This is a genomic window from Halalkalibacter sp. HAAS-P014, assembly GCF_056619965.1.
In genome coordinates, this window is record NZ_JBWQTV010000001.1 from 1 (window position 1) to 25713 (window position 25713).

Below are 25713 nucleotides of genomic sequence, written 5' to 3' on the forward strand. Positions count from 1 at the left end.
GTTTAAATTCGGGTGTAAAAGTTCGACGTTGACGTGTCATAGTAGCACGCTCCCTTAATTTAATAGTCTAAGTTTACAAGCCCTTATTTCATCTGTCCAACTTAGTGTAGCCTATCCATATCATAATGTGCTTAATTTGGGGAGTTCACTGGGTATTTATGAAGGTAGCGATGTTCTATTTTCCACCAATTATGTTTTCCGCACTTAGGTTTTTATTAGGAGTTAGTGTTTTATTCATTATTTGTCTTTATAAGAAAATCCCCTATCCCTCAAGATCAAAAATTAAATGGTTTATATTATGTGGTTTTTTACAAACATTTTATATTCATTTAGCCTTACAAATTGCTATTCAATATATTGATACAGGATTAACATCATTGCTTTACTATACGATGCCATTTTGGTTGAATATACTGGCACACTTCTTCACTCCAAATGAAAAACTAACAATTCGAAGATCTGTTGGACTATTTCTTGGTATATCTGGGCTGTTTTTTATACTTGGTTTAAGACCAGAGTCCATTAATTCATTTATGTTTCTGCCTGAGTTGTTAGTCTTATCTTCCTCAATTGTATGGGCAATCTCTAATTTAATATACAAGAATTATTTAGATGATGTTAATGTACTTCAATTTACGACGTATCAAATGTTTTTTTGAACTTTTCTTTTATTTATTTGTGCTTTCTTGTTTGAACCATATAACTCTATTGTCTGGCATATGAACTCAATTTTGGTATTACTTTTTTCAGGGGTATTTGCAACAGCATTAACATTTTTATTATGGTTCCATATACTCTCAAATACAAAAGCAAGCAAAAGTTCTATTAGTTTACTTTTAATACCTGTTTTTGGTGTGCTATCAGGTTGGTTGTTTCTCGATGAGACACTAACCATAATCTCAATTTTGGGAATTACATTGATACTAAGTGGGATTTTTACTGTTAAATATGAAAAAGAAAAAGCTCCTTTGGCAGCACATGAAGGAAAGCGATCTCGATTTTAGGGGTGAAAGAAGTTACTTTTTTAAAAATGAAAAATTAGGACTTCTCTTACTGTTCGTTTATCGAATATTAATTGTCTATAAAACAAAATAAATGGCATAAAATAACAAAAACGTTATAAAAAAATATAAAAGTATCAAAAAAGAAGGTGGTTAAGAAAAGGGAAAGCAAACTCAACCTAGAAATAATAAGTATTAGTTTTTGTTTAAAAAAATTACACATTTTTAAAATTGCTAATCTACTAAACATTAAGGTTAATTGAAAACCCTATTATATTCATATTTTCTTAGATTTATTTTTGGCACGATTATTGCAAAGTTACATATGAGATGTAATTAATTATATTAATCAATAGAGGTGAGAACATGAGGTATGGATTAATGGGTGTAGACTTTGAAGATCGAGTCAACTATGAGAGGTTAAGAAAAGAAAGGTTAGAGAAAGCAAGAGAACAAGTGAAAGCTCACGGCTTGGGTGCATTACTTTGTTATGATTTTGATAACATTCGGTATATTACAGGGACTCATATTGGGGAGTGGGCACGAAATAAAATGACACGTTATGCCATTCTTCCTGAAGACGGCAGTCCACAGCTCTATGATCCTGCTACTCCAGCAAAAAGGATTTCTAGTCCATGGATTGCCGATAGTGTCCATCCATCAGTGGGTTCAATGCGTGGGGCAGTACCAAGTGAGTATGGAAACGTAGAGAGAATCGCCAGTGAGATTAAGAAAGTTCTTTATGAGTTTGGAATTGAGAATAAGCCAGTTGGTGTAGACATAATGGATATTCCCTTAATTCGTGCTTTAGAAAACGAGGGGATCGATGTTGTTGATGGGCAACAAGCTATGCTTGATGCAAGAATGATTAAAACGCCAGATGAGATTGAACTCTTAAAAACGGCAGCTGCAATGGTCGATGCAACCTATGGAGAAATTGTTAGAGCAATTAAACCAGGCGTGAGAGAGAATGACCTAGTTTCCATTGCCAATAAAAACTTATATGCAATGGGATCAGAATTAGTAGAATGTGTTAACAGTGTTTCTGGATCAAGAGGCCAACCTCATCCTCATGTATTCTCTGATCGTATGATCCGTCCAGGAGACATGGTGTATTTAGACATTATGCACTCCTTTAATGGATACCGAACTTGTTATTATCGGACATTTGTCTGTGGCAATCCAACACAAGCACAACAAGAAGCATATGATAAGGCTTATAAATGGTTGCAGGCTTCTATTAATGCGGTAAAACCAGGAGCTACAACTGCTGATATCGCGAAATGTTGGCCTACTGCAGAAGAGATAGGATTGAAAGATGAGAAGGAAGCTTATCTCCTACAGTTTGGGCATGGAATTGGAATGAGTATTTGGGAGAAGCCAGTTATTTCACGACTATTTATGGATAAACCATTTGAATTAAAAGAAGGAATGGTTTTTGCGCTTGAGACGTATTGTCCATCGGCAGATGGAAAAGGTGGTGCACGGATTGAAGATGAAGTTGTTGTAACCAAAGATGGTTGTGAAGTTATTACAAAGTTCCCGTCGGATGTTCTTATCAGTTGTGGTTTACCTGGAAATTTAGCCTATTAAAACGAATACTGAAAGGGGTTTTCTTAGATGATTAGAAGAAAAGTGAATGTTTTTGAACTCAAAAAGGACAATGAATTAAAGGCGGATGAAGGTTGGGTGAAAATGGATGTGAAATGGGCGTGCTCTGAAGAAACAGGGGCTGAACATACCGTGTTTGGTCACACGATTTTTGGCCCAGGCGGAGGAGCCCATGAACTCCATACACATCCAAATGCAGAAGAGATTCTCTACGTAATTAAAGGACAGGGTATTGCCATCAGTGGCGATGAAGAATTTGAAATCGGGCCAGGAGATCTCGTCTTTGTACCAAAAGGGGCTCGACATTTCTTTAAAAATACGCATCCAACGGAAGACCTTGAAACAGTTTGGGTTTATGGTGGAGCTCCTTCGTTAAACAAGGCTGGCTATAATCCTTTGGACTAATTTTAAAATTTGTTTTGATAGGTAGATTTCTTTCATGAGTTTATTATAGAGGGAGGAATAAAATGAAAGCGCTTGTAATAAGAGAACCTAATAAATATCAGATTGAAGAAATTCCTACACCAGAAATCTCTTCTCAAGAAGTATTAGTTAAAGTTAAGGTATCTGGTATCTGTCATTCAGATTATGAATTAATTGATGGACAATATATTATTCCTTTTGAATATCCAATTATTCCTGGACATGAATGGTCAGGAGAGATCGTGAAAGTAGGAAGTGATGTATCTGGCTTTCAAGAGGGTGATCGGGTAACGGGTGAATGTGTAATTGGTTGTGGAGTATGTTCTATCTGTAAATCAGGTAACTTCTCGTATTGTCCTAATTCAGATCACTTTGGTTTCACTTTAAATGGAGCAGATGCAGAATATCTAGTGGCTCGACCTGAATGGCTTCATAAATTGCCAAAAAATGTAGACTATAAGACAGGTGCTTTGATTGAACCGTTTAGTGTGGGATATTACTCGTTATTTGTGCATGGTGGTGTCGATGCTGGAGATTGGACCGTGATCCTCGGTGGGGGACCAATTGGATTATGTACGCTTGCTGCTGCAAAAGGTATGGGTTCAAAAACGATTTTAATTGAGCCAATGGAATTTAGAAGAGAAATTGGTATGAAGCTAGGTGCTGATATTACCATTAATCCACTAACTGAGAATGTGGATGAAATAGTTAGCGATGCAACTAATGGACTAGGTGCAGATGTTGTAGTAGAAGCGTCAGGTAATAAAGACGCTTTGAAACAAACCTTCGATTTAGCAAAAAATAATGGTAAGATTTCTTTTACAGGAATTAATATTGGTCAAGAAATTACGGTTGAATTAGGGAAAGTTCAAATAAAAGGATTAAACATAAAAGGAACAGTTGGCTCTCCATATGTATGGAATCGAGTAATAGCTTTTTTAGAGAACAATTCAATAGACCTATCACCAATTGTTACACATGAATTTGGTCTTGAAGATGCAGAAAAAGCATTTAAACTAGCTAACACTTCAAAGGATTGCATTAAATTACATTTATTAGCGTAACTTTAAACTATATGCGTTTTTATATTTTGTGAGAGTAGGGAAGGAGATCTTCCCTACTCTTTTTAAATTTTCCCTACTAGTGTTTTTCAAAAAAGGTTATGTCAAAATTTTGGACATGCCTTTTTTATTTCAGCCAATACTATAAATTCTGAATATTTGTTTAATTAGTGAGCACCCTATTAATTATGTTAATGATTTAAGCACAATAAACTAAACATATAAGGTAGCTAAATTCCTAGTTTAGTACGTTTTTTATCAATTTATAGTTTGGCACAATTTTTGCAATAGTAGTTTATGAAATGGAAATTATCAAATCAATAGAGGTGAGAACATGAGGTATGGATTAATGGGTGTAGACTTTGAAGATCGAGTCAACTATGAGAGGTTAAGAAAAGAAAGGTTAGAGAAAGCAAGAGAACAAGTGAAAGCTCACGGCTTGGGTGCATTACTTTGTTATGATTTTGATAACATTCGGTATATTACAGGGACTCATATTGGGGAGTGGGCACGAAATAAAATGACACGTTATGCCATTCTTCCTGAAGACGGCAGTCCACAGCTCTATGATCCTGCTACTCCAGCAAAAAGGATTTCTAGTCCATGGATTGCCGATAGTGTCCATCCATCAGTGGGTTCAATGCGTGGGGCAGTACCAAGTGAGTATGGAAACGTAGAGAGAATCGCCAGTGAGATTAAGAAAGTTCTTTATGAGTTTGGAATTGAGAATAAGCCAGTTGGTGTAGACATAATGGATATTCCCTTAATTCGTGCTTTAGAAAACGAGGGGATCGATGTTGTTGATGGGCAACAAGCTATGCTTGATGCAAGAATGATTAAAACGCCAGATGAGATTGAACTCTTAAAAACGGCAGCTGCAATGGTCGATGCAACCTATGGAGAAATTGTTAGAGCAATTAAACCAGGCGTGAGAGAGAATGACCTAGTTTCCATTGCCAATAAAAACTTATATGCAATGGGATCAGAATTAGTAGAATGTGTTAACAGTGTTTCTGGATCAAGAGGCCAACCTCATCCTCATGTATTCTCTGATCGTATGATCCGTCCAGGAGACATGGTGTATTTAGACATTATGCACTCCTTTAATGGATACCGAACTTGTTATTATCGGACATTTGTCTGTGGCAATCCAACACAAGCACAACAAGAAGCATATGATAAGGCTTATAAATGGTTGCAGGCTTCTATTAATGCGGTAAAACCAGGAGCTACAACTGCTGATATCGCGAAATGTTGGCCTACTGCAGAAGAGATAGGATTGAAAGATGAGAAGGAAGCTTATCTCCTACAGTTTGGGCATGGAATTGGAATGAGTATTTGGGAGAAGCCAGTTATTTCACGACTATTTATGGATAAACCATTTGAATTAAAAGAAGGAATGGTTTTTGCGCTTGAGACGTATTGTCCATCGGCAGATGGAAAAGGTGGAGCACGGATTGAAGATGAAGTTGTTGTAACCAAAGATGGTTGTGAGGTTATTACAAAGTTCCCGTCGGATGTTCTCATCAGTTGTGGTCTACCTGGAAACTTAGCCTATTAAAACGAATATTGAAAGGGGTTTTCTTAGATGATTAGAAGAAAAGTGAATGTTTTTGAACTCAAAAAGGATAATGAATTAAAGGCAGATGAAGGTTGGGTAAAAATGGATGTGAAATGGGCGTGCTCTGAAGAAACAGGGGCTGAACATACCGTGTTTGGTCATACGATTTTTGGCCCAGGTGGAGGAGCTCATGAACTCCATACACATCCAAATGCAGAAGAGATTCTCTACGTAATTAAAGGACAGGGTATAGCCATCAGTGGCGATGAAGAATTTGAAATCGGGCCAGGAGATCTCGTCTTTGTACCAAAAGGGGATCGACATTTCTTTAAAAATACGCATCCAACGGAAGACCTTGAGACAGTTTGGGTTTATGGTGGTTCACCTTCATTAAAAAAGGCTGGTTACAATCCAATAAGTTAGGGGGATAAAACATGAGTAAAAAGGACAATCAAGATTTCTTAAGTAAAATTCAAAGTATCAATGTAAACCGGCGAAACTTTCTTAAGGCAATTACTGCTGCAGGTGGTGTAGCTGCCTTTGGTCCACTACTTGCAGCATGTAATAATGCAGCCGAGGAAATGGCTAGCAAAGGAGCTTCACCGAATGAACCTGGAACGGTTGGGATGGCTATTAAAAAAGATGAGCCAATGGTTGCGATGTTTAGTACATTAGATAATGATTATTACAAAATGTGGAATAGAGGAGCAGAACAAGCAGTTGCTGCGCTTGGAATGGCATATAGTCAATTCATTGATGATAATGATGCAACAACGCAGTTATCTACTTTTGAAACGTTATCAGCACAAAAAGAAAATAAGATGTTCTTCATTACAACACCAGGAGCTGGAAATATATTAACGCTAGCTCGTATGGCTAATGAAAATCAAAAATTCCTTACTCACACTTGGGATATGCCTGATTGGACGACACCATTTGATGCAGGTGACTATTATATTACCTACTTTACACCTAGTTCGATTGAATCCGGATATCAAATTGCAAAAGTATTATTTGAAGAAATGGGTGGGAAAGGAAAACTTGTTCAAGTGTCTGGATTCCCAGGAGGTACGGCTGATTGGCAACGTACTGTTGGATTGGAACGTGCCCTTAAGGAGTATCCAGATATCGAGTTAATTGCCTCGCAACCTGGAAATTGGAATCGCTTAGATTCTCGTAAAGTAATGGAAGATATTCTTACGGCTCACCCAGAACCTGATGGAGTTTTTGCTCAGAACGATGATACTGGAATTGGATGTATGCAGGCAATGGAGGAAAGAGGAATAACAGGGGTACCAATTATTGGACTTGATGGAAACGAAGAAACGATGGGACTAATTAAAGAGGGAAGGTTTACAGCTACGGTTACAAGTCATCCTTTTTGGCAAGCAGGATATAGTGCAGTTAGAGTTTTTGATGCATTTCACGGTTGGCAACCAACGGTGCCTGAGAGAATGATGTTTACAGGTAGTGCAATTATCGATAAAAATAATGTGGACGATTATTATAATAAGTTTTATGCGAATGAAAAACTTCCTCTTGATTGGGAACTAATGTCAAGGGTGTTACATCCAGATGATTGGGACCCTCAAAACGAGTTATGGCCTATTGAGCTAGAGGAAATGTGGGGGACGAGGGAAAAACCAGCTGGGTACAATGAAAATGAAGCTTATAGAAAATCACTAGATAGCGGTGAATTTGAAGAAATTACTAACTTGTATGCGTCTCACTATAAGAAAAAGATACTATAATGGAGGGTTTGGAAAATGAGTGAACTTAAAGATAAAGTAGCCATTGTAACAGGTGCAGCAGGAGGTTTAGGGCTTAACATTTGTCGGACATTAGCAAAGGAAGGAATTCAAGTAGTCCTAGCTGATAAATCCCCAAAGCTTCAAGAGTCTTTTGAAACATTTAAAATGGAATTTCCAGAGAACCAAGGTTTTTGCCTTATAACAGATGTGTCCAAAGAAGATGAAGTTAAGAACTTAGTAGAGCAAACAGTTTCAAAGTTTGGACGATTAGACATCATGGCCAATAATGCTGGTGTTGTTCAAGATATGCTTGAAGTTGCTGAGACACCAACTGATGTACTAGATAAAATTTTAAATGTTAATTTACGTGGAGTTTTTCTAGGGTCTAAATATGCTGCAAGACAAATGAAACAACAAAAATTCGGTACGATTGTAAATACAGGTTCATTCTATGGTAAAACAGGGCATAAATACTTTGCTTGTTATTGTGCATCAAAGGCAGCAGTCATTAACTTTACACAGGCCTTATCTTTAGAACTAGCTGACTATGGAGTCACTGCTAACTCAGTTTCGCCTGGTAATATGGCAACCGAAATGCATTGGAAAGCACTAAAAGATGAAGCTGTGATAAGAGGAATTACGTTTGAAGAAATGAAAGAAATGGTCATAGATTCCATTCCATTAAAAAGACATGGTACTGGAGAAGATATCGCTGGAGCTATTCTTTACCTAGCATCTAAAAACGGTTCGTACGTTACTGGTCAAGCTTTAAATGTAAATGGTGGTGTAGAATTCCATTAAGACTAGAGGAGGGGAAAAATGAAAGCGGTTGTAATAACAGGTCCGAATAACCTTAGATTAGAAGAAGTTCCTGCCCCTATTATTTCCTCTAAGGAAGTACTGATCAAAATGAAAGTTTGTGGAATCTGCCATTCAGATTATGAATTAATTGAAGGGCAATATATTATCCCATTTAGCTATCCGATAACTCCTGGCCATGAATGGTCTGGTGAAGTTGTGAAAGTTGGAAGTGATGTATCTGGATTCAAAGTTGGTGATAGAGTAGTAGGAGAGTGTGTCATTGGTTGTGGAAAATGTTCAATTTGTAAATCAGGTAACTTTTCCTATTGTCCAAATTCAGATCATTTTGGATTCACTCTAAACGGAGCCGACGCAGAATACCTTGTTGCCCAACCTGAATGGCTTCATAAATTACCTGAAAAATTGGACTATAGAACAGGTGCATTAATCGAACCATTTTGTGTAGGTTATTATTCCTTACATGTTCATGGTGGTGTAGACGCTGGAGATTGGACGGTCGTCTTAGGTGGTGGCCCAATTGGTTTATGTACACTTGCTGCTGCTGTTGGAATGGGTTCAAAAACGATTCTAGTTGAACCTATCCCGTTCAGAAGGGAAATTGGTAAAAAACTAGGTGCTGATATAACTATTGACCCTATAAATGAAAATGTCGGTCAAAAAATTAGAGAAGTGACAAATGGACTAGGTGCCGATGTAGTTGTCGAAGCATCAGGTAATAAAGAAGCATTAAAATCATCTTTTGATTTAGCGAAAAATAATGGCAATATCTCTTTTACTGGTATTAATATAGGTCAGGAAGTAACAGTTGAGCTCGGAAAAATCCAAATTAAAGGCCTTAATGTAAAGGGAGTAGTCGGTTCTCCTTATGTATGGAGTCGAGCAATGGCCTTTTTAGAGAACAATTCGATAGACTTGTCTCCAATTGTTACGCATGAATTTCCTTTAGAGAAAGCCATAGAAGCGTTTAAAATGGCCAACACCTCAAAAAATTGTATTAAATTACACCTGATTAATGAGTAACTGGATGGAGGTTAGTTTATTCTAACCTCCTTTTTAAAAAGGGGGAGAGTGAATGTCCGAAATATTGTTTGAAGCAAAACACTTAACAAAACACTTTCGTGGTGTAAAGGCACTTACTGATGCTAGTATCCAGGTGAAAATAGGGGAAGTTGTTGGTTTAGTAGGAGAAAATGGCGCCGGTAAATCTACGTTATTTAATATTATGTGTGGCCTATTCGAGCCTGACAGTGGTGAAATGTTTCTTAAAGGGGAAAAATATGAGCCGAAAAATTACCATGATGCGACTCGAAAGGGGGTTGCAAGGGTCTTCCAAGAGCTTGCTCTGGTACCAAATTTAACAGTTTATGAGAATATTTTTTTATCACATGAAAACCTTTTTAAGAAAGCTGGAATTTACCTTGATAAAAACAAAATGATAAATAAAGCAAAGGAAATACTTGCAAAATTAAATTTGGATGTAGACCCTGCTAAACCCGTAGAGTCTTATCCATTTTCAACAAAACAGGCTATTGAAATAGCGAAGGCATGCTCGATTTCATCAGAATTATTCGATATTGAAATCCCACTCATTTTATTAGATGAACCTACCTCATCCCTAACTCAAGAAGAAATTGTAGAATTCTATAAAATTATTGAGAAATTAAAACCTTCAGCATCTTTTCTCTTTGTCTCTCATCGCTTATCAGAAATTTTAAATATTAGTGATAGTATTTACGTTATGAAGGATGGGGAAATTGTCGAAAAAGTTTGCCCGAAAGAGGTAAACGAAAAGGTTCTCCATGAACTAATGGTAGGGAGAATTCGGGATGAAGATTATTATAAGGAAGACAGACAGTTGTCCACATTTGGTACCCCAGTGTTAACTGTTAAAGATCTTTCATTAAAAAATAGCTTTGAAAACATTAACCTTGAAATTCGGGAAGGAGAGATTCTTGGCATTGGTGGTGTTATTGGCTCTGGTAAAGCAGATCTAGGAAAGGCGCTAGCTGGTGCATTGAAGGTGGATGGAGGAACGATTTCTTTTTCAGGTAATACCATGACGAACAAAGGATTAGAAGAGTTTATTAAACTTGGAGTTGGTTATATACCTGAGGAACGGAACATTGAAGGGATTATTGAAGGATTTTCAATTAACTGGAATATATCTTTGTCTAGCTTAGGCGATCTAATCGGCAATAAATTCGGTTTGCTTAATTTAAAGAAAGAAAGAGAAACTTCGAAAAAGTTTTTGAAGAAGTTATCAATAAAAGCCCCGAATGAGACTGTTGATTGTGGTGATTTGAGCGGTGGTAACCAACAGAAAGTAGTGTTATCTAAGTGGTTAATGAGGGATTTAAAACTGCTCATCCTTGATAATCCAACTCGGGGGATAGACCCTGGTGCTAAAGAAGAGATCTACTCATTATTTCGCGAATTAACAAAAGAAGGTTTGTCCATTATTATCATTTCGGATGAACTTTTGGAACTAATTGGAATTTCTAACCGGATTTTAGTGATGAAGGATCGGTTAATCACTTCTGAAGTCGATGCTTCAGTTGAAAATAAACCTTCCGAAAAACAATTGATCAGTTATATGGTTTAACTCAGTCTTATTTATGAAAAGGAGGAGATGTTCGATGAGTATGGAGCCAAAGAAAGTTTCTAATGAGGAAGAACAACAACCTGAACCCAAAAAAAGGATTAAGTTTTTATCAGATAAATATAAAAATGTAAGTACTAAAGAAATTTTTATGGCTTTTTTACCAGTCATATCATTAATTATTTTGATTACTTTCTTTTCAATCGCTAGTGATAGCTTTTTAACAGTAGGCAATTTTCTTAATATATTACGTCAATCTGCAGTACTGTTAATTGTTGCGTGTGGAATCACCTTCATCTTGTTAATGGGAAGTATAGATTTATCCTTTGGGTCTATAGTTACATTAGCTGGTGTGGTTGGCACAATGGTTGTCGTTTCTACCGGATCGTCAGTTATTACAAGCCTTTTTATTGGTGCTATCATTGGGATCGTTTGTGGCTTGCTTAATGGTTTAATATTTGCCATCGGTAAAGTTCCATCCTTTCTAGTAACGCTAGGTACGATGTTTGCGTTAGATGGAATTGCGCTAATGTTGCTTGGAGGAAGCCCTATTCCTATTAATAATATGGAGTTTTTAGGTCTAACTAGAGGGACGTTGTTATTTGGTATACCAAATATCGTTCTAATTTCATTATTAATCTATCTCCTTACAATATTTATTGCTTTTAAAACGAAGTTTGGGAGATATATGTATGCGATTGGTGGTGGTGAAATTGTCGCAAAAATGTCGGGAGTAAATATTATTAAGTATAAAATATATGGGTTTATTATTTCCGGTTTCTTAGCAGGTATAGCCGGGGTATTACTTGCCTCAAGGGTTGGTGCAGCGGCTCCTCGTATGGGTGAAGGATTACTGTTAGACGGGATCGCTGCTGTAGTGATTGGTGGTACAGCTTTAACAGGTGGGGTTGGTGGACCACATAAAGCACTAATCGGTGTTTTAGTCATGGCTGTATTAGGGAATGGTATGAACATTCTTTCGGTTGATCCTTACTTACAAATAGTTATAACAGGTATTGTAGTCATTGTTGCAGTTGCGGTTGGTCTAGATCGTAAGAAAATAAAAATGGTAAAGTAGAAAAAATAGGAGGAAGAGTATGATTAAAAAAAGTAGTAAGGAGCAACTATTTATTAATGGTGAATGGTTATCGACTGAAAGCTATTCACCATTACACTCCCCTTATGATGGAGAAAAAATAGCTGATATTGCACAAGCAGGAGAACATGAAATAGAATTAGCTATTATAGCAGCGGAACAAGCCAAAGAGGTTATGTCCTCAATGCCATCTTATCAGAAGGCTGAAATATTAGAAGAGCTCTCACGATTATTTCAATCTCATTTTGAAGAGGCAGCTTTAATAATAGCCAAGGAAGCTTCTAAGCCACTTAAATACGCGAGAATTGAGGTACAACGAACGATTGAAACGTATAAATTTGCAGCAGAGGAAGCGAAAAGAATTCATGGTGAAATGATTTCCATGGATGCAGTAGCAGGAGGGGAAAACCGGATTGCCTATACGCTTCGAGAACCAATCGGGGTGATTGCTGCAATTACGCCTTTTAATTTTCCTATGAATTTAGTAGCGCATAAAATTGGCCCTGCCATTGCATCTGGCAATACAATTATCTTAAAGCCAGCTTCTCAAACCCCATTATCAGCTCTTTTTTTAGCTCAAATGGCTGAGAAAGCTGGTTTGCCGAAGGGAGTTTTAAATGTTGTTACTGGAAAAGGTAGTGTGATTGGTGAGCGTCTAGTGAGAGATCCAAGAATTAAAATGTTAACGTTTACCGGAAGTCCCGAAGTTGGTTTAGAATTACGCAGCATAGCGGGATTGAAAAAGGTAACGCTTGAACTCGGTTCTAATTCTAGTTTAATAGTTGATAAAGATGTAGAAATCGATTCAATTGTAGAAAAGTGTGTGACAGGAGCATTTTCAAATCAAGGTCAAATATGTATATCACTTCAAAGAATCTATGTTCATGAGTATATTTATAAGGAATTTGTTACGAGTTTTGTAAATAAAACAAAACAATTAAAAAAGGGTGATCCCACTGATCCATCTACGGATATCGCAGCTCTAATATCAAAGGGAGATGTAATGCGAGTAAAAGAATGGATTCAAGAGGCTGTTGACAACGGTGCAACCATAGCATGTGGAGGAGATACAGTAGGAAATATCCTACAGCCAGCTGTCGTTTTAAATGTGCACAAGGAAGATAAAATAAGTAGTCAAGAGATATTTGCCCCAGTTGTCGTAATAGAGAAAGTCTCTTCGATTCAAGAAGCAATTTCATTAAGTAATGAATCAAGGTATGGTCTCCAATCAGGTATCTATACAAATAATCTGAGAACAGCAATTGAGGCGTCAAAAAAGTTAGAAGTTGGTGGAGTAATTATTAATGATATACCGACTTTTAGAGTCGATCATATGCCTTATGGAGGGATAAAAGATAGTGGAATTGGACGGGAAGGGATTAAATATGCGGTAGAAGAAATGACAGAAATGAAGCTTGTCGTTTTCAATGAAACATAAAAAATATGCTATAAACGGCCTTAGCCCCAATTTCAAAGGGGTGAGGCCGTTTAGTCGTTTTGGTAGTCCAACATTTAAATATGATGAAGATGAATTCCTTTTAATTGAGAGCTTATCAATAATTTTACGTTTCTTCAGTTAGCAGTTTTTACATTCTAGACACAATAAGTAGTTAGTGTTTAAAAATACTAGAAATAAAAGGCATAAAAAGCACTCATTAGAGTAATCGCTGTTGATAAAAAAATACACAATTCAGCTACAATGCTGATGATTTAACCATAAATTTTTTCAAAAATTCTTATTATACAAGGAGTTTTCACTGGCATGTTTTTTGCATGACATATTTGTATAAAAGTATAGAAGGAGTGATAGATACATTTTAGCTGGCGTAGGGAAAGATAGAATCTTATATTTTCTAATAGAGGAGGAATTTTTATGCTTCATTCACAAAAAGTAGTAGAAATAAAACGGAATAAAGATAAGCTCTTAGGTTTATTGTCACAGATGATATTGATTCGTGATTTTGAAGATAAAGTAGAAGAGCTTTTCATGCAGGGGAAAATCCATGGAACGATGCACTTATGTACAGGGCAAGAAGCTACTGCAGTAGGAGCTTGTGCTGCTTTAACAACAGAAGACAAAATTACAAGTACACATCGTGGTCACGGTCACTGCATTGCTAAGGGTAGTGATGTAAATAAAATGATGGCAGAACTACTTGGTAAGTCTACTGGTTATTGCAAAGGCAAAGGTGGATCAATGCACATTGCAGATTTAGAAGTTGGTAATCTTGGGGCTAATGGAATTGTAGCTGGTGGACACCCCTTAGCTTGTGGGGCGGCACTTACTTCTAAAATGAAAAATTTAGATTATGTTGTCGTTTGTTTTTTTGGAGATGGCGCTTCTAATGAAGGTAGTTTTCATGAGGCATTAAATTTAGCTTCTATTTGGAACTTACCGGTTGTATTTTTCTGTGAGAATAATCAATACGGAATGAGTGGATCTATCAAAGAAATGGTAAATGTAGAAAATATTGCAGACCGCGCAAGTGCTTACGGTATTCCCGGAAAGATTGTAGATGGAAGTAATCTTATCCATATCCTTGAAACAACAGAGGAGGCTGTTCAACGAGCACGACAAGGGTTGGGTCCTACGTTAATCGAAGCAAAAACCTATCGCTGGAAAGGTCATTCCAAAAGTGATGCAAGAAAGTATCGTACGCGTGAAGAGGAAAATGAATGGAAAACGAATAGGGATCCAATAAAATTATTTCAAGAAAGTTTGCTGGAAGATGGCCTTGTAACTCAAAGGGAAATTGAAGAGATCAAAAAGGAAGTGAAGAGGACTATAGAAGAAGCTGTGCAATTTGCAGAAAATAGTCCAGTTCCTGATTTAGGGACGCTTGAAGAAGATGTGTATGCCGACTAATAGACAGTAGAATGGAGGAATGGATGATGAGAGAAATTACTTATTTAGAAGCTGTTAATGAAGCAATCAGTCAAGAAATGCGAGGAAATGAAGATGTTTTTATTTTGGGTGAAGATATCGGTATATATGGTGGGGCTTTCGGGGTTACAAAAGGATTAATAGAAGAGTTTGGTCCAGAACGGGTTCGGAATACACCAATTTCCGAAGCTGCAATAAGTGGCTGTGCAGTCGGAGCCGCATTAACAGGAATGCGACCGATATTAGAGTTGCAGTTTTCTGACTTCATAACAATTGCTACGGATCAAATTGTAAATCAAGCAGCAAAATTAAGATACATGTACGGAGGAAAAGGGCAAGTTCCTGTTGTCATTCGGACACCTGCTGGTTCAGGGGCGGGATTTGCCGCACAACATTCTCAAAGTTTGGAAGCTTGGATGGCTCATATTCCCGGTCTAAAGGTTGTTCAACCGTCTACTCCATATGATGTAAAGGGGCTAATAAGAGCCGCAATTGCCGACAATAACCCAGTGTTAATATATGAACATAAATTATTATATGGTGTTAAGGGAGATGTGCCAGAAGAAATGTACTCAATCCCCCTAGGGAAGGCTGAAGTGAAAAAGACAGGAGATGATGTAACAATTATCGCAACATCTATTATGGTGCATCGAGCACTTAAGGCTGCAGAAGAGCTGGAGAAGGAAGGAATTAGCGTTGAAATCATTGACCCTCGGACTTTAGTACCTTTTGATAAAGAAACCGTTATTGATTCCGTGAAAAAAACTGGTCGAGTCATTGTTGTACATGAAGCTGTTCAAAGAGGTGGTTTTGGTTCAGAGATAGCCAGCATTATTCAAGAAAGTGAAGCGTTTGATTATTTAGATGCTCCTATAGTTCGTCTTGGAGGATTACCTGTACCAATTCCTTATAATCCTGAATTAGAGAAGCACGCAGTTCCTCAAATAAAGGACATTATTAATGCAGCGAAGTCAATTGTGACTTGTAACGTGTAAGGGGGGGGAGAAATGGCTGAAAAAATAGTAATGCCTAAACTAGGTGCAACTATGGAAAAAGGGACAATCCTAGAGTGGTTCAAAGAAGAGGGAGAGCTAGTTGAGAAAGGAGAACCTCTTTTAGAAATTTTAACAGATAAAATTGAATTGGAAATAGAAGCAAATGCGAGTGGTGTTTTGTTGAAAAAAAAGTTCGAAGTCGATATGGTGGTTCCGGTAAATGAAGTCATCGGATTTATTGGTGATAAAGGCGAAATTATACCAGATAATGAGATTAAGGTGAAAAGTGAAAAAAACCACGAGAAACTTGATCAAACAGGCCCTGTTAATCCTAAACAATCATCAACGGTTACCTTCGATAAAATTAGAGCGACACCAGCTGCAAAAAAAATGGCAAAGGAACGAGGAATTGATTTATCCACTTTAAACGGTTCAGGTCCAAAAGGGCGCATTCATGTAATAGACGTAGAAGGCGTTTCTAATTCGGAGGAGGTCTTAGCAACCCCATTAGCACGGAAAGTGGCAAAATCAGAGTTGATTGATTTAGCGGAAGTAAAAGGCACCGGTGTTCGCCACAAAATCATGAAAAAGGATGTTGATGAACATTCTTATGAGTCACAAAAGAAGTCGCAGAAACTTGAAGGAATTAGAAAAGTAGTTGCTGAAAAGATGACAGAAAGTGCTAGTACGATCCCTCATGTGACGATAATAAGTGAAGCAGATATGACAAGGGCAATAGACTTACGTAAGCAATTACTCCCACAGGTAGAAAAGCAAACAGGTTACCGTTTATCGGTTACTGAAATATTAATGAAGATTACTGCTCACACACTAAAAAAGTTTCCAATGTTACATTCATCGATTCAAGATAATCTGATTGTCTTAAATCAAGAAATAAATATTGGAATTGCGGTGGCTCTAGATAATGGTCTGGTTGTTCCTGTTGTTAAAAACGTTGACCAAAAAAATTTAACTGAGTTAACCACTAGTTGCAAACATCTTATTAAGAATGCTAGAGAACAAAGGCTGTCTCCTGATGAGATGAAGGAAGGTACTTTTACTATAAGTAATTTAGGAATGTATGAGATTGATAGTTTTACTCCAATCATTAATAAACCTGAAGTGGCTATTTTAGGAGTAGGTAGAATTTTGGAAAAGCCAGTTGGAGTGAATGGTTCAATTGAATTGCGTCCAATGATAACACTGAGTTTATCATTCGATCATCGCATCATAGATGGCGCCCCAGCTGCTGAGTTTTTAACTGAATTAAAACGAACATTGGAGAATCCAATAAAACTATTAATTTGAGGGGGGCCGTTTAATTGATATGAAGATGAAGACATACGATATCGTCATTTTGGGTGGAGGACCTGGAGGTTATGTTGCAGCATTACGTGCAGCTAATTTCGGGAAATCCGTTGCTTTAATTGAGGCAAAGGAATTAGGTGGAACTTGTTTAAACACTGGTTGCATTCCTTCAAAAACTTTATTGAGGAATGCTGAAGTGATTGAATTGATGCACAAAGCTCAAGAGTGGGGAATTCATACAGGTGATATTCAAATATCATTTGAAAAGATGATGAGTCGCAAAAGAAAGGTCATTAATACATTAAGATTAGGTATTTCTTCGCTTTTGAAACGTAATAAGATTGATTTCTACAATGGAACAGGTACAATTGCATCTTCTAACATTGTAAAAATAAATAAGGAAAATGACATCAATACAGAAATTAAGGGTGAAAAAATTATTTTAGCAACAGGTTCAGTCCCTTCCTTGCCGAAAATTAAAGGGGTAGAGCATGCCTATACCAGTGATACGATCTTTGCTATAGAAGAAATTCCTTCTTCAATAACAATTATTGGAGGAGGAGTGATCGGAGTCGAATTTGCCTGTATATTTGCAAGTCTAGAAGTTGAGGTAACGATTATCGAGATGGCAGATCGCATAGCTTCGACAGAGGATAAACTTGCTTCAAAAACGTTAGAGGACTACCTGGAAAAAAAGGGAGTAAAAATCATTACAAATGCTCAAGTCAAGGAAATAACTTCTGAAAAGAAGAAAACGATTTACTACTATAATGATAAAGGTGCAGATCAACAAATACAAAGTGAAACAGTTCTTGTCTCAGTTGGTAGAAGACCCAACATAACAGGACTCTCGGAATTAGAATTAGAGTTTGATGGAACTAATGTTAAGGTTAATAAATTTTTAGAGACAAACATTCCTTCTATTTACGCAATTGGGGACCTAATTGGTGGTTGGCAATTGGCCCATGTTGCTAGTTATGAAGGTTTAATAGCTGTTGAAAATGCATGTTCTTCTACTCAAAGAGAAGTTGATTATCATGTTGTCCCGAGATGCATCTATACGATGCCTGAAATTGCCAGTATAGGGATGACAGAGCAAGAAGCAATTGAAAAGGGTTATGAAGTGAAAAGTGAAATCTATCATAGTGTTGGAAACGGGAAAGCGATAGCAATGGATGAACGAGTTGGGTTTATAAAACTAATTGCAGATAAAAAGTATGGTGAAATTCTTGGTGTTGTTATGGTTGGTCCCCATGTTACTGAGATGATTTCAGAGGCTGCTGCCTTTATGAAGTTAGAAGGAACTGTTGAAGAGTTAGGAGAGATGATTCACCCTCATCCAAGTTTATCTGAAGGATTATATGAAGTTGCTAACTCATGGTTGGGCAGAGGAATTCACCAATAAAGAGGAGGAAATGTACATGTCTCAACAATTTGTGAAAATAACAACTTTTGGTAATTTTAGTAAAGTTGAAGTAGTAGAAAGTTCGGAGGAGCTTCAAAAAGAAGAGCAAGTCATTCATCTAACACCAAACGCAGCCAAAATGTTATCAAATGATTTAGAAAAGGCTTTAATTGGGTGTTTTGGTGAAGCTTGTTCATGCTGTAAGTAAATTTTAATAGGAGGAACTATAGTGGATACAGCACTTTTTACATCTTTTCAGTTGAAAGATATTACGTTGAAAAATCGTATAGTCATGTCTCCAATGTGCCAATTCGCATGTCATAAGAAGGATGGGAAAATTCAAAACTGGCATCTCACTCATTATACGAGTCGAGCCGTTGGGCAAGTAGGGTTAATTATTGTAGAATCCACTGCCGTGACACCACAAGGAAGGATTTCCGATGAAGATTTAGGAATTTGGGATGATGAACATATCGAAGGTCTACAAATGCTTACTAATTTAGTACATGAAAATGATACACACATTGGAATACAACTGGCTCATGCAGGTCGGAAAGCAACTGTAGAGGGAGAAATTGTTGCTCCATCAGCAGTCCCATTTGAAAATATGAAAACGCCTAAAGAAATGGATAAGCAGGAGATTAAAGAAGCTATCGAAGCATTTAAAGACGGTGCAGTTCGAGCAAAAAAAGCTGGATTTGACCTCATTGAGATTCATGCAGCACACGGCTATCTTATAAATGAATTTCTTTCTCCTCTATCAAATTTTCGAAAAGATGAGTATGGTGGTACAAGTAGAAACCGCTATCGCTTCTTAGAGGAAATCATTCAAGCAGTTAAGGAAGTTTGGGAAGGTCCTTTGTTTGTTAGAATTTCCGCTACAGACTACCACCCTGAAGGGAATAAAGTCGAAGATTATGTAGAATATGTGAAATTAATGAAAAAACAAGGTGTTGACCTTGTAGATTGTTCATCTGGAGCAGTTTTAAATATTAGACCAGAAGTTTTTCCTAGTTATCAAGTGCAGTTCGCTGAAAAAATTCGCAAAGAAGCCGGACTGATGACTGGTGCAGTAGGTTTAATAACTAATGGGTTACAAGCGGAAGAAATATTAAAAAATGGAAGGGCTGACTTGGTGTTCATAGGTCGAGAGCTATTACGTAACCCTTATTGGCCAAGAACTGCTGCCGATGAACTTCGAGTTAATATAGATTCCCCAGAACAATACGAAAGGGCTTGGTCCTGGAAAATACGATTTAAGCATTTGGACTAAATGTTGAAAACCATCCCAAGTTGGGGTGGTTTTTTATCGAATTAATAAAAAGTTGAAAATCTACTTGAAAAAGAGTCAGAAAATACTTACAATTAGAATAATCGATAATCGATTAAAGGGAAGTTGAGGCGATTTCATTGTTAGCTAAAAAAACAATGTTAAAGGAAGAAGTTAAAAAGTACATATCTGAATTAATTATGAAAGGAGATGTGCAAGCAGGTCAACGTTTAGTAGAAACCAAATTAGCTAAGGATCTTGGCGTAAGTCAATCACCAGTTAGAGAAGCTCTTATAGATTTAGAGCAAATAGGTGTACTTGAAATTGAACCATATAAAGGTACATTTGTGAAAAAGTTTACGACACAGGATCTAAAAGACATTTATAGTGTCCGTGCCGAGCTAGAAGGTTTAGCAATTCGTACAGCAATTAATTTTGTTACAGAGGAAGATATCAAACAATTAGAAGATATTTATGATGAGATGGATGTGGCTTCTTTATCAGATGATTTATTAGTACAGATAAATCTAGATAATGAGTTTCATAAAGTCATAGTTAAGTTGTCACAAAACAAAATCTTATTAAGAACATGGGAAAAAATCTGTGTTCCATATTGGACATATTTTGGCACATTATTATATAGAAAAGAAAAAAGGAATTTAGTTCCGAGACATTTACCAATAATTTATGCTCTTAAAGAAAAGGATGTTGTTCAAGCTGAAAAACTAATACGTGACCACTTTTTAGAACTAAAAGAGCTCTTGTAAAAAGTAAGGGGGATGTTGAATGGAAAAATTTCATGAAATTCTTTCCGATTGGGAGAAATTCACTAGTAAACAATCAACCCAGTTAAGTCATATTAGAGACTTTGTTTCCAGGTCATGGAAAAGGTGTCGTGATGCGAAAATCGACCCATATGAGAAGTTATTTCCACTAGAGAATGAGTATGTAAAAAGCAATAAACAAAACCAGCCTCTTATCCACGCTGTAGAAAAACAGATCATTGAAATTAAACAGTTTATTGACCAATCGGAATTTATTTGTGTGTTGGCCGATAAAAATGGTCTTGTATTGGAAATAACAGGAGCGAAAGAGACCTTAAAAAAAGCGGAAACACGTGGGTTTGTTCGTGGTGCTAATCGTTCTGAAAGAATTGCCGGAACGAATGCAATTGGACTTGCATTAGTAGAAGATAAACCAGTTCAAATTTTTGGTCCTGAACATTATAAAGTTTTATTTCATGAATGGACGTGTTCAGCAGCACCGATCCATGATCACGAAGGCAAGATAATTGGGGTTCTAAATCTCTCCGGTCACTTTTCACTTGCGCATCAACATACACTTGGATTTGTTAACACTTTAGTGCGCTCTATTGAGAAAGCGCTTACTTATGAAAGTGTTGAAAAAAATAAAGAAATCAGGAATCAAAAAGAAAAGATAGGTTACACATTTGAAGATATTCTATATAAGAGTTCGAAAATGGGAGAAATTTTAAATTTAGCAAAATGGGTATCAAAAACTGACTCCAGAGTATTAATAGAAGGAGAAAGTGGGACGGGAAAAGAGTTATTTGCACAAGCCATTCATAATTTTAGTAATAGGAAAAATCAACCATTTATTGCGATCAACTGTGGGGCTTTACCTAAAGAGTTAATAGAAAGTGAATTATTTGGTTATGAGGATGGGGCTTTTACTGGAGCGAAAAAAGGTGGGAAAGTTGGTAAATTTGAATTAGCAAAGGGAGGGACCCTTTTTCTTGATGAGGTTAATAGTATGCCGATGGAAATGCAAGTTAAGCTTCTTAGAGTGTTACAGGAGAATGAGGTAACAAGAATTGGTGGAAATAATTCAATTCAACTAGATGTACGTGTAATAACAGCAGCAAATGAACCTTTAAATAAATTAGTAGAAGAGGGCGAATTTAGAAGAGATTTATTTTACCGTTTAAGTGTGGTGCTTTTGAAAATCCCACCTTTGTGTGAAAGGCCAGAAGACATTCCTTTAATGTTTTCAAAACTCCTACAAAAGATTGAAAATAAAATAGGACTGAAAACAGACGGTTTCGATGAAGACCTAATTTCTGCATTACAATTATACAAATGGCCAGGTAATATTAGGGAGTTAGAAAATTATATAGAGAGAGCCGTTATAATGTCACAGGGTGGCAAACTGAAAATACATCATTTTCCAGAGCATATATTACAAGATATTATTTTAGAAGGGACGACTGATTTGAAAATCCTTGATAAAATTGAAATGCAGTCCATTATAAAAACGTTAAAGTTATTCAATGGTAACATCTCGAAAACATCAAAGGCACTAGGAATAACTAGAAATACGTTGTATAACAAGATGAAACAATATAAATTAAATGAAAATAAAGGTGTTGAGTATTCAAATTAGCTTCTTCGTAAAAATTTATAATGCGAATAATATTAAGCTATAATTTTACGTATTATAATAAAAATTTTCTTTGTTTTAGCACTTTTATTCTGCAATAAACAGCAATTATATCCTTTAGTAACAAGGGGTGCCTAGCTTGTAAACAAGCTAGGCATCCCTTGTTTTTTCTTGATTATATAATACTATAATCAAGAAAAATAAAAGAAGTAAATGTATAAAAAGTAATTATTTTATTAAAAGTGTATAGAAAATAAGCAGTTAACTAAAATTGAACAAATCTTAGATAGCCTTAAAAGAGCGACTTATATATAAAAAGAGATTGGCATAAATTTTGCATTTCAATTTACTAGAGGGAGTGGTAAAAGGGGGGGGAGATTGTGAGGGGAAAAGTGGCGTTAGTAATTGGAGGTGGTTATGGAATTGGTAGGCAAGTTGCTTTGCTACTTGCTCAAAAAGGAATGGAAATTATAATAGCAGAAAAAAGTCAAATTCATGGAGAAAAAATAGACGAGGTGATTAGGAGCGTTCATAAAGCTACCCTCTTTCAGTTCACCACACCTAACGAAGGTCCTAATAAAAAAATGTTGGTAAAAAATAATGAGAAATTAAAGCAAATTGATATTGTCTATTATCAAGGTATTTTATACAAGTTAAGTTCTGTTATGAATTTTAATGAGTTTCATAAATACGAATGAATGAAAGCGTTTTCAACACTTCTGAAACTAAAACGAGGTGAAAGGGTTGAACTTAAATAATCGTGTTGCGATAGTTACTGGTGCAGGAAAAGGGATAGGGAAAGCAGTTGCTTTATTGTTAGGTAATTACGGTGCCACAGTGGTTATAGCCGATATTAATAAAGAAAACTTAACTAAAACGGGGAAAGAACTGGATTCGTTACAAATTAAAAATATGACAATTGAATTAGATGTAAGTAAAAAGGGTTCTGTAGAAGAAGGAGTAAAATTAGTACTAAATAGATTTAATAAGATTGATATTTTAGTCAATTGTGCAGGGGTCATTTCATCAAGTTTACTAGTTGATCTAGAAGAGAACAATTGGGATAAGATTATGGATGTAAATGCTAAGGGAGTTTTTTTATGTATTCAAGCAGTTGCAAAAAGTATGATAAAACGTAATCAAGGGAAGATCGTTAGTATATCGTCGATTGCTTCAAAAACTGGGGAAGTTGGGAATGGAGTTTATTGTGTTTCAAAAGCAGCTGTTAACATGTTAACACAGGTTTACGCATTGGAACTAGCCCCTTATAACATAAATGTGAATGCTGTTTGTCCGGGATATACAGATACTGATATTATGCAAGATGTGTTTACAAAGCGTGGACCTCTAGAAGGGATGACAGCTGAACAATATCAAGAAACACTACTAGCAAATGTCCCTCTAAGGAGAATGGCGAAAACTGAGGAAATAGGGGAGTTAATAGCGTTCTTAGTGAGTGAAAAATCTAACTATATTACAGGTGCGACCATGACGATTTCTGGGGGGAAAGAGCTACATTAAAAATGATGAAAGGAGAATCCCCATGTATACAACTAATTTAGACGGTAAGGTTGCAATTGTTACAGGTGCTGGGAATGGAATGGGACGACAAATAGCTCTAACATTAGCCAATGCAGGTGCTTCATTAGTAGTCTCTGATATTAATATAAAAAGCGCAGAAGAAGTAAGAGATGAAATACAACATATGAATAAGAACGTGATTGCTGTAAAAAGTAATGTTTCAAATGAGAATGATGCTAATCATTTAATAGACTCAGCGATTAAGGAATATGGAAAGATAGATATTTTAGTAAATAATGCAGGTGTGAGTCGTGCCGTACCTTTTCATGAAATAACATTAGAAGAGTGGGATCGCGTGTTTAATGTGAACGTAAAAGGAGTTTTCTTATGCTCTAGGGCTGCAGTCCCACACATGGTTAAGCAAAATAGCGGAAAGATAGTTAATATTTCTTCAATGGTTGGAAAGGAAGCAATTCCATTATTTGTGCACTATTCTTCTAGTAAATTTGCAGTTCTCGGCATAACACAGGGCCTAGCTAAGGAATTAGCAGAATATAATATAAACGTAAATGCTGTTTGTCCAGGTGTGGTTCGTACGCCTTTATGGGAACCTCTCCTTAAACAAATTTCAAGAGAAAAATCAATATCAGAAGAACAAGCTTTTAGAGAATTTACTGAAGGAATTCCGTTACAGAGACCACAAGATCCTGAGGATATTGCAAATATGGTTCTATATTTGTCGTCAGACCTTGCAAAGAATATGACGGGACAAGGAATTAATGTTACCGGTGGGATGCAGCTACACTAAATAAAATGAAGATAAAGGAGTAATGTTTATGATTTCCAATATTGGAGTTCCAGGGTTGATCTTAATTTTGATTATAGCTTTAGTGATCTTTGGACCAAAGAAGCTTCCTGAAATTGGTAAGGCGTTTGGCGATACATTAAGAGAGTTTAAGAAGTCGACGAAAGAATTAACTGAAGACATTGATGAAGATATTATTGATTCTAACAAAAATGAAGAAAAAGCTAAGGTAGAACATATAAATTAGTAGTTTAAAACTGTGAATAAAAGTTATTAGTACTTTTATTCACAGTTTATAAAATTCTTATAGGGGAGAGATTCATGGACAAAGAGATGCCAATTTTAGGTCATTTAGAAGAACTGCGAAAGCATTTAATTTTTATTTTTGTGACTTTTATAATAACCATAATAATTGGCTTTATTATGGCTCCATCCATTGTAAATCATTTGAAAAACGACCCAGCTGCAAACTTTTTTGATTGGCATGTTTTTCATTTATCAGATGCGTTACTAGTGTATGTAAAAGTAGCATTTTTAATTAGTATTATAATTTGTTTACCATTTATTCTTTTTCAAACTTGGCTATTCGTAAAGCCAGGTTTGACGGAAAAGGAAAAAATATTAACATTAAGACTGATTCCCATTTCCTTTTTTATGTTTCTTATGGGACTATCATTTGGCTACTACATCGTTTTTCCATTAATTAATAAATTTATGATTTCTATGACACATACTATTGGTGCTCAAGAAATTATAGGAATATCTCAATACTTTAGTTTTCTTTTCTCAGTCGTAGTTCCTTTTGGGTTATTGTTTGAACTTCCACTAGTCATCCTTTTCTTAACAAAAATAGGTATACTAAGTCCAGAAAACTTAAAAAAATCTAGGAAATTTGCTTACTTTATCTTAATTGTATTGGGAGTTTTAATAACACCTCCAGATATTACGTCAGATATTTTAGTTATTATTCCTTTACTCTTGCTTTACGAAATTAGTATTTTGATTGCTTTATATGACAGAAAACGAAGCTTAAAAAAGAAGAACGAGAATAGTCATGAAATCTCTAATTAATTAGAACAGGCTGTTAAGGGAATATTCTTAACAGCCTAATTTTATATATCGCAATATTCCGGTAGATAATACAAAATGATTACCTTATCAAGAAAGCGTATTTAATATCATCATCAATAAACGTACATT

At 36.1% G+C, this 25713-nt stretch carries 26 protein-coding genes; all 26 read left to right on the forward strand.

Annotation, left to right across the window (positions count from 1 at the left end; all coding sequences use genetic code 11):
• The first annotated feature begins 125 nt into the window (after nt 1-125).
• The gene (locus tag AC1FXZ_RS00005) at nt 126-659 is read left to right on the forward strand and encodes a DMT family transporter (RefSeq protein WP_480049759.1); all 534 of its coding nucleotides are present in this window, start codon (nt 126-128) and stop codon (nt 657-659) included.
• 15 nt (nt 660-674) lie between these two features.
• Entirely contained in the window at nt 675-1004 is a 330-nt protein-coding gene (locus AC1FXZ_RS00010) for an EamA family transporter (RefSeq protein ID WP_480050021.1), read from the forward strand.
• A gap of 363 nt (nt 1005-1367) precedes the next feature.
• Nucleotides 1368-2594: a M24 family metallopeptidase gene (locus AC1FXZ_RS00015; protein WP_480049761.1), complete on the forward strand. Its 1227-nt coding sequence runs from the start codon at nt 1368-1370 to the stop codon at nt 2592-2594.
• Between the two features lie 27 nt (nt 2595-2621).
• Nucleotides 2622-3017 (forward strand): cupin domain-containing protein, encoded by a 396-nt coding sequence (locus tag AC1FXZ_RS00020; RefSeq protein WP_480049763.1) that lies wholly within the window; start codon nt 2622-2624, stop codon nt 3015-3017.
• 62 nt (nt 3018-3079) lie between these two features.
• Complete coding sequence (locus AC1FXZ_RS00025) at nt 3080-4099, forward strand: zinc-dependent alcohol dehydrogenase (RefSeq protein ID WP_480049765.1); 1020 nt, start codon at nt 3080-3082, stop codon at nt 4097-4099.
• A gap of 331 nt (nt 4100-4430) precedes the next feature.
• Nucleotides 4431-5657, forward strand: coding sequence for a M24 family metallopeptidase (locus AC1FXZ_RS00030; protein ID WP_480049761.1), 1227 nt, complete (start codon nt 4431-4433; stop codon nt 5655-5657).
• Nucleotides 5658-5684: 27 nt separating this feature from the next.
• Nucleotides 5685-6080, forward strand: coding sequence for a cupin domain-containing protein (locus AC1FXZ_RS00035; protein ID WP_480049767.1), 396 nt, complete (start codon nt 5685-5687; stop codon nt 6078-6080).
• 11 nt (nt 6081-6091) lie between these two features.
• Entirely contained in the window at nt 6092-7408 is a 1317-nt protein-coding gene (locus tag AC1FXZ_RS00040; RefSeq protein WP_480049769.1) for a sugar ABC transporter substrate-binding protein, read from the forward strand.
• A 15-nt stretch (nt 7409-7423) separates the two neighbouring features.
• Nucleotides 7424-8209, forward strand: coding sequence for an SDR family NAD(P)-dependent oxidoreductase (locus tag AC1FXZ_RS00045; RefSeq protein ID WP_480049771.1), 786 nt, complete (start codon nt 7424-7426; stop codon nt 8207-8209).
• 18 nt (nt 8210-8227) lie between these two features.
• Nucleotides 8228-9250 carry a zinc-dependent alcohol dehydrogenase gene (locus AC1FXZ_RS00050; protein WP_480049773.1) on the forward strand — a complete coding sequence of 341 codons (1023 nt, stop codon included), beginning with the start codon at nt 8228-8230 and terminating at the stop codon, nt 9248-9250.
• Between the two features lie 52 nt (nt 9251-9302).
• Nucleotides 9303-10832, forward strand: a complete 1530-nt coding sequence (locus AC1FXZ_RS00055; RefSeq protein WP_480049775.1) for a sugar ABC transporter ATP-binding protein — start codon at nt 9303-9305, stop codon at nt 10830-10832.
• 34 nt (nt 10833-10866) lie between these two features.
• Nucleotides 10867-11907 carry an ABC transporter permease gene (locus tag AC1FXZ_RS00060; RefSeq protein ID WP_480049777.1) on the forward strand — a complete coding sequence of 347 codons (1041 nt, stop codon included), beginning with the start codon at nt 10867-10869 and terminating at the stop codon, nt 11905-11907.
• A gap of 19 nt (nt 11908-11926) precedes the next feature.
• Nucleotides 11927-13363 carry an aldehyde dehydrogenase family protein gene (locus AC1FXZ_RS00065; protein ID WP_480049779.1) on the forward strand — a complete coding sequence of 479 codons (1437 nt, stop codon included), beginning with the start codon at nt 11927-11929 and terminating at the stop codon, nt 13361-13363.
• Nucleotides 13364-13798: 435 nt separating this feature from the next.
• Nucleotides 13799-14791, forward strand: coding sequence for a thiamine pyrophosphate-dependent dehydrogenase E1 component subunit alpha (locus tag AC1FXZ_RS00070; protein ID WP_480049781.1), 993 nt, complete (start codon nt 13799-13801; stop codon nt 14789-14791).
• Nucleotides 14792-14817: 26 nt separating this feature from the next.
• Nucleotides 14818-15804 carry an alpha-ketoacid dehydrogenase subunit beta gene (locus tag AC1FXZ_RS00075; protein ID WP_480049783.1) on the forward strand — a complete coding sequence of 329 codons (987 nt, stop codon included), beginning with the start codon at nt 14818-14820 and terminating at the stop codon, nt 15802-15804.
• A gap of 12 nt (nt 15805-15816) precedes the next feature.
• Nucleotides 15817-17112: a dihydrolipoamide acetyltransferase family protein gene (locus tag AC1FXZ_RS00080; RefSeq protein ID WP_480049785.1), complete on the forward strand. Its 1296-nt coding sequence runs from the start codon at nt 15817-15819 to the stop codon at nt 17110-17112.
• 25 nt (nt 17113-17137) lie between these two features.
• Nucleotides 17138-18517 carry a dihydrolipoyl dehydrogenase gene (gene lpdA, locus AC1FXZ_RS00085; protein ID WP_480050023.1) on the forward strand — a complete coding sequence of 460 codons (1380 nt, stop codon included), beginning with the start codon at nt 17138-17140 and terminating at the stop codon, nt 18515-18517.
• Nucleotides 18518-18533: 16 nt separating this feature from the next.
• Nucleotides 18534-18725 (forward strand): hypothetical protein, encoded by a 192-nt coding sequence (locus AC1FXZ_RS00090; protein ID WP_480049787.1) that lies wholly within the window; start codon nt 18534-18536, stop codon nt 18723-18725.
• A 21-nt stretch (nt 18726-18746) separates the two neighbouring features.
• Nucleotides 18747-19790, forward strand: coding sequence for an NADPH dehydrogenase NamA (gene namA / locus AC1FXZ_RS00095; RefSeq protein ID WP_480049789.1), 1044 nt, complete (start codon nt 18747-18749; stop codon nt 19788-19790).
• A 137-nt stretch (nt 19791-19927) separates the two neighbouring features.
• Nucleotides 19928-20554, forward strand: a complete 627-nt coding sequence (locus AC1FXZ_RS00100) for a GntR family transcriptional regulator (protein WP_480049790.1) — start codon at nt 19928-19930, stop codon at nt 20552-20554.
• A 19-nt stretch (nt 20555-20573) separates the two neighbouring features.
• A complete protein-coding gene (locus AC1FXZ_RS00105; RefSeq protein ID WP_480049791.1) occupies nt 20574-22190 on the forward strand; it encodes a sigma-54-dependent Fis family transcriptional regulator in 1617 nt (538 codons plus the stop codon).
• 377 nt (nt 22191-22567) lie between these two features.
• A complete protein-coding gene (locus tag AC1FXZ_RS00110) occupies nt 22568-22885 on the forward strand; it encodes an SDR family NAD(P)-dependent oxidoreductase (protein ID WP_480049792.1) in 318 nt (105 codons plus the stop codon).
• A 46-nt stretch (nt 22886-22931) separates the two neighbouring features.
• On the forward strand, nt 22932-23708 hold the full coding sequence (locus tag AC1FXZ_RS00115; protein ID WP_480049793.1) for an SDR family NAD(P)-dependent oxidoreductase: 777 nt from the start codon (nt 22932-22934) through the stop codon (nt 23706-23708).
• 22 nt (nt 23709-23730) lie between these two features.
• A complete protein-coding gene (locus tag AC1FXZ_RS00120) occupies nt 23731-24516 on the forward strand; it encodes an SDR family NAD(P)-dependent oxidoreductase (RefSeq protein ID WP_480049795.1) in 786 nt (261 codons plus the stop codon).
• Between the two features lie 28 nt (nt 24517-24544).
• Nucleotides 24545-24760: a twin-arginine translocase TatA/TatE family subunit gene (gene tatA / locus AC1FXZ_RS00125; RefSeq protein WP_480049797.1), complete on the forward strand. Its 216-nt coding sequence runs from the start codon at nt 24545-24547 to the stop codon at nt 24758-24760.
• A 74-nt stretch (nt 24761-24834) separates the two neighbouring features.
• Nucleotides 24835-25584, forward strand: a complete 750-nt coding sequence (gene tatC, locus AC1FXZ_RS00130; RefSeq protein WP_480049799.1) for a twin-arginine translocase subunit TatC — start codon at nt 24835-24837, stop codon at nt 25582-25584.
• Nucleotides 25585-25713: the final 129 nt, after the last annotated feature.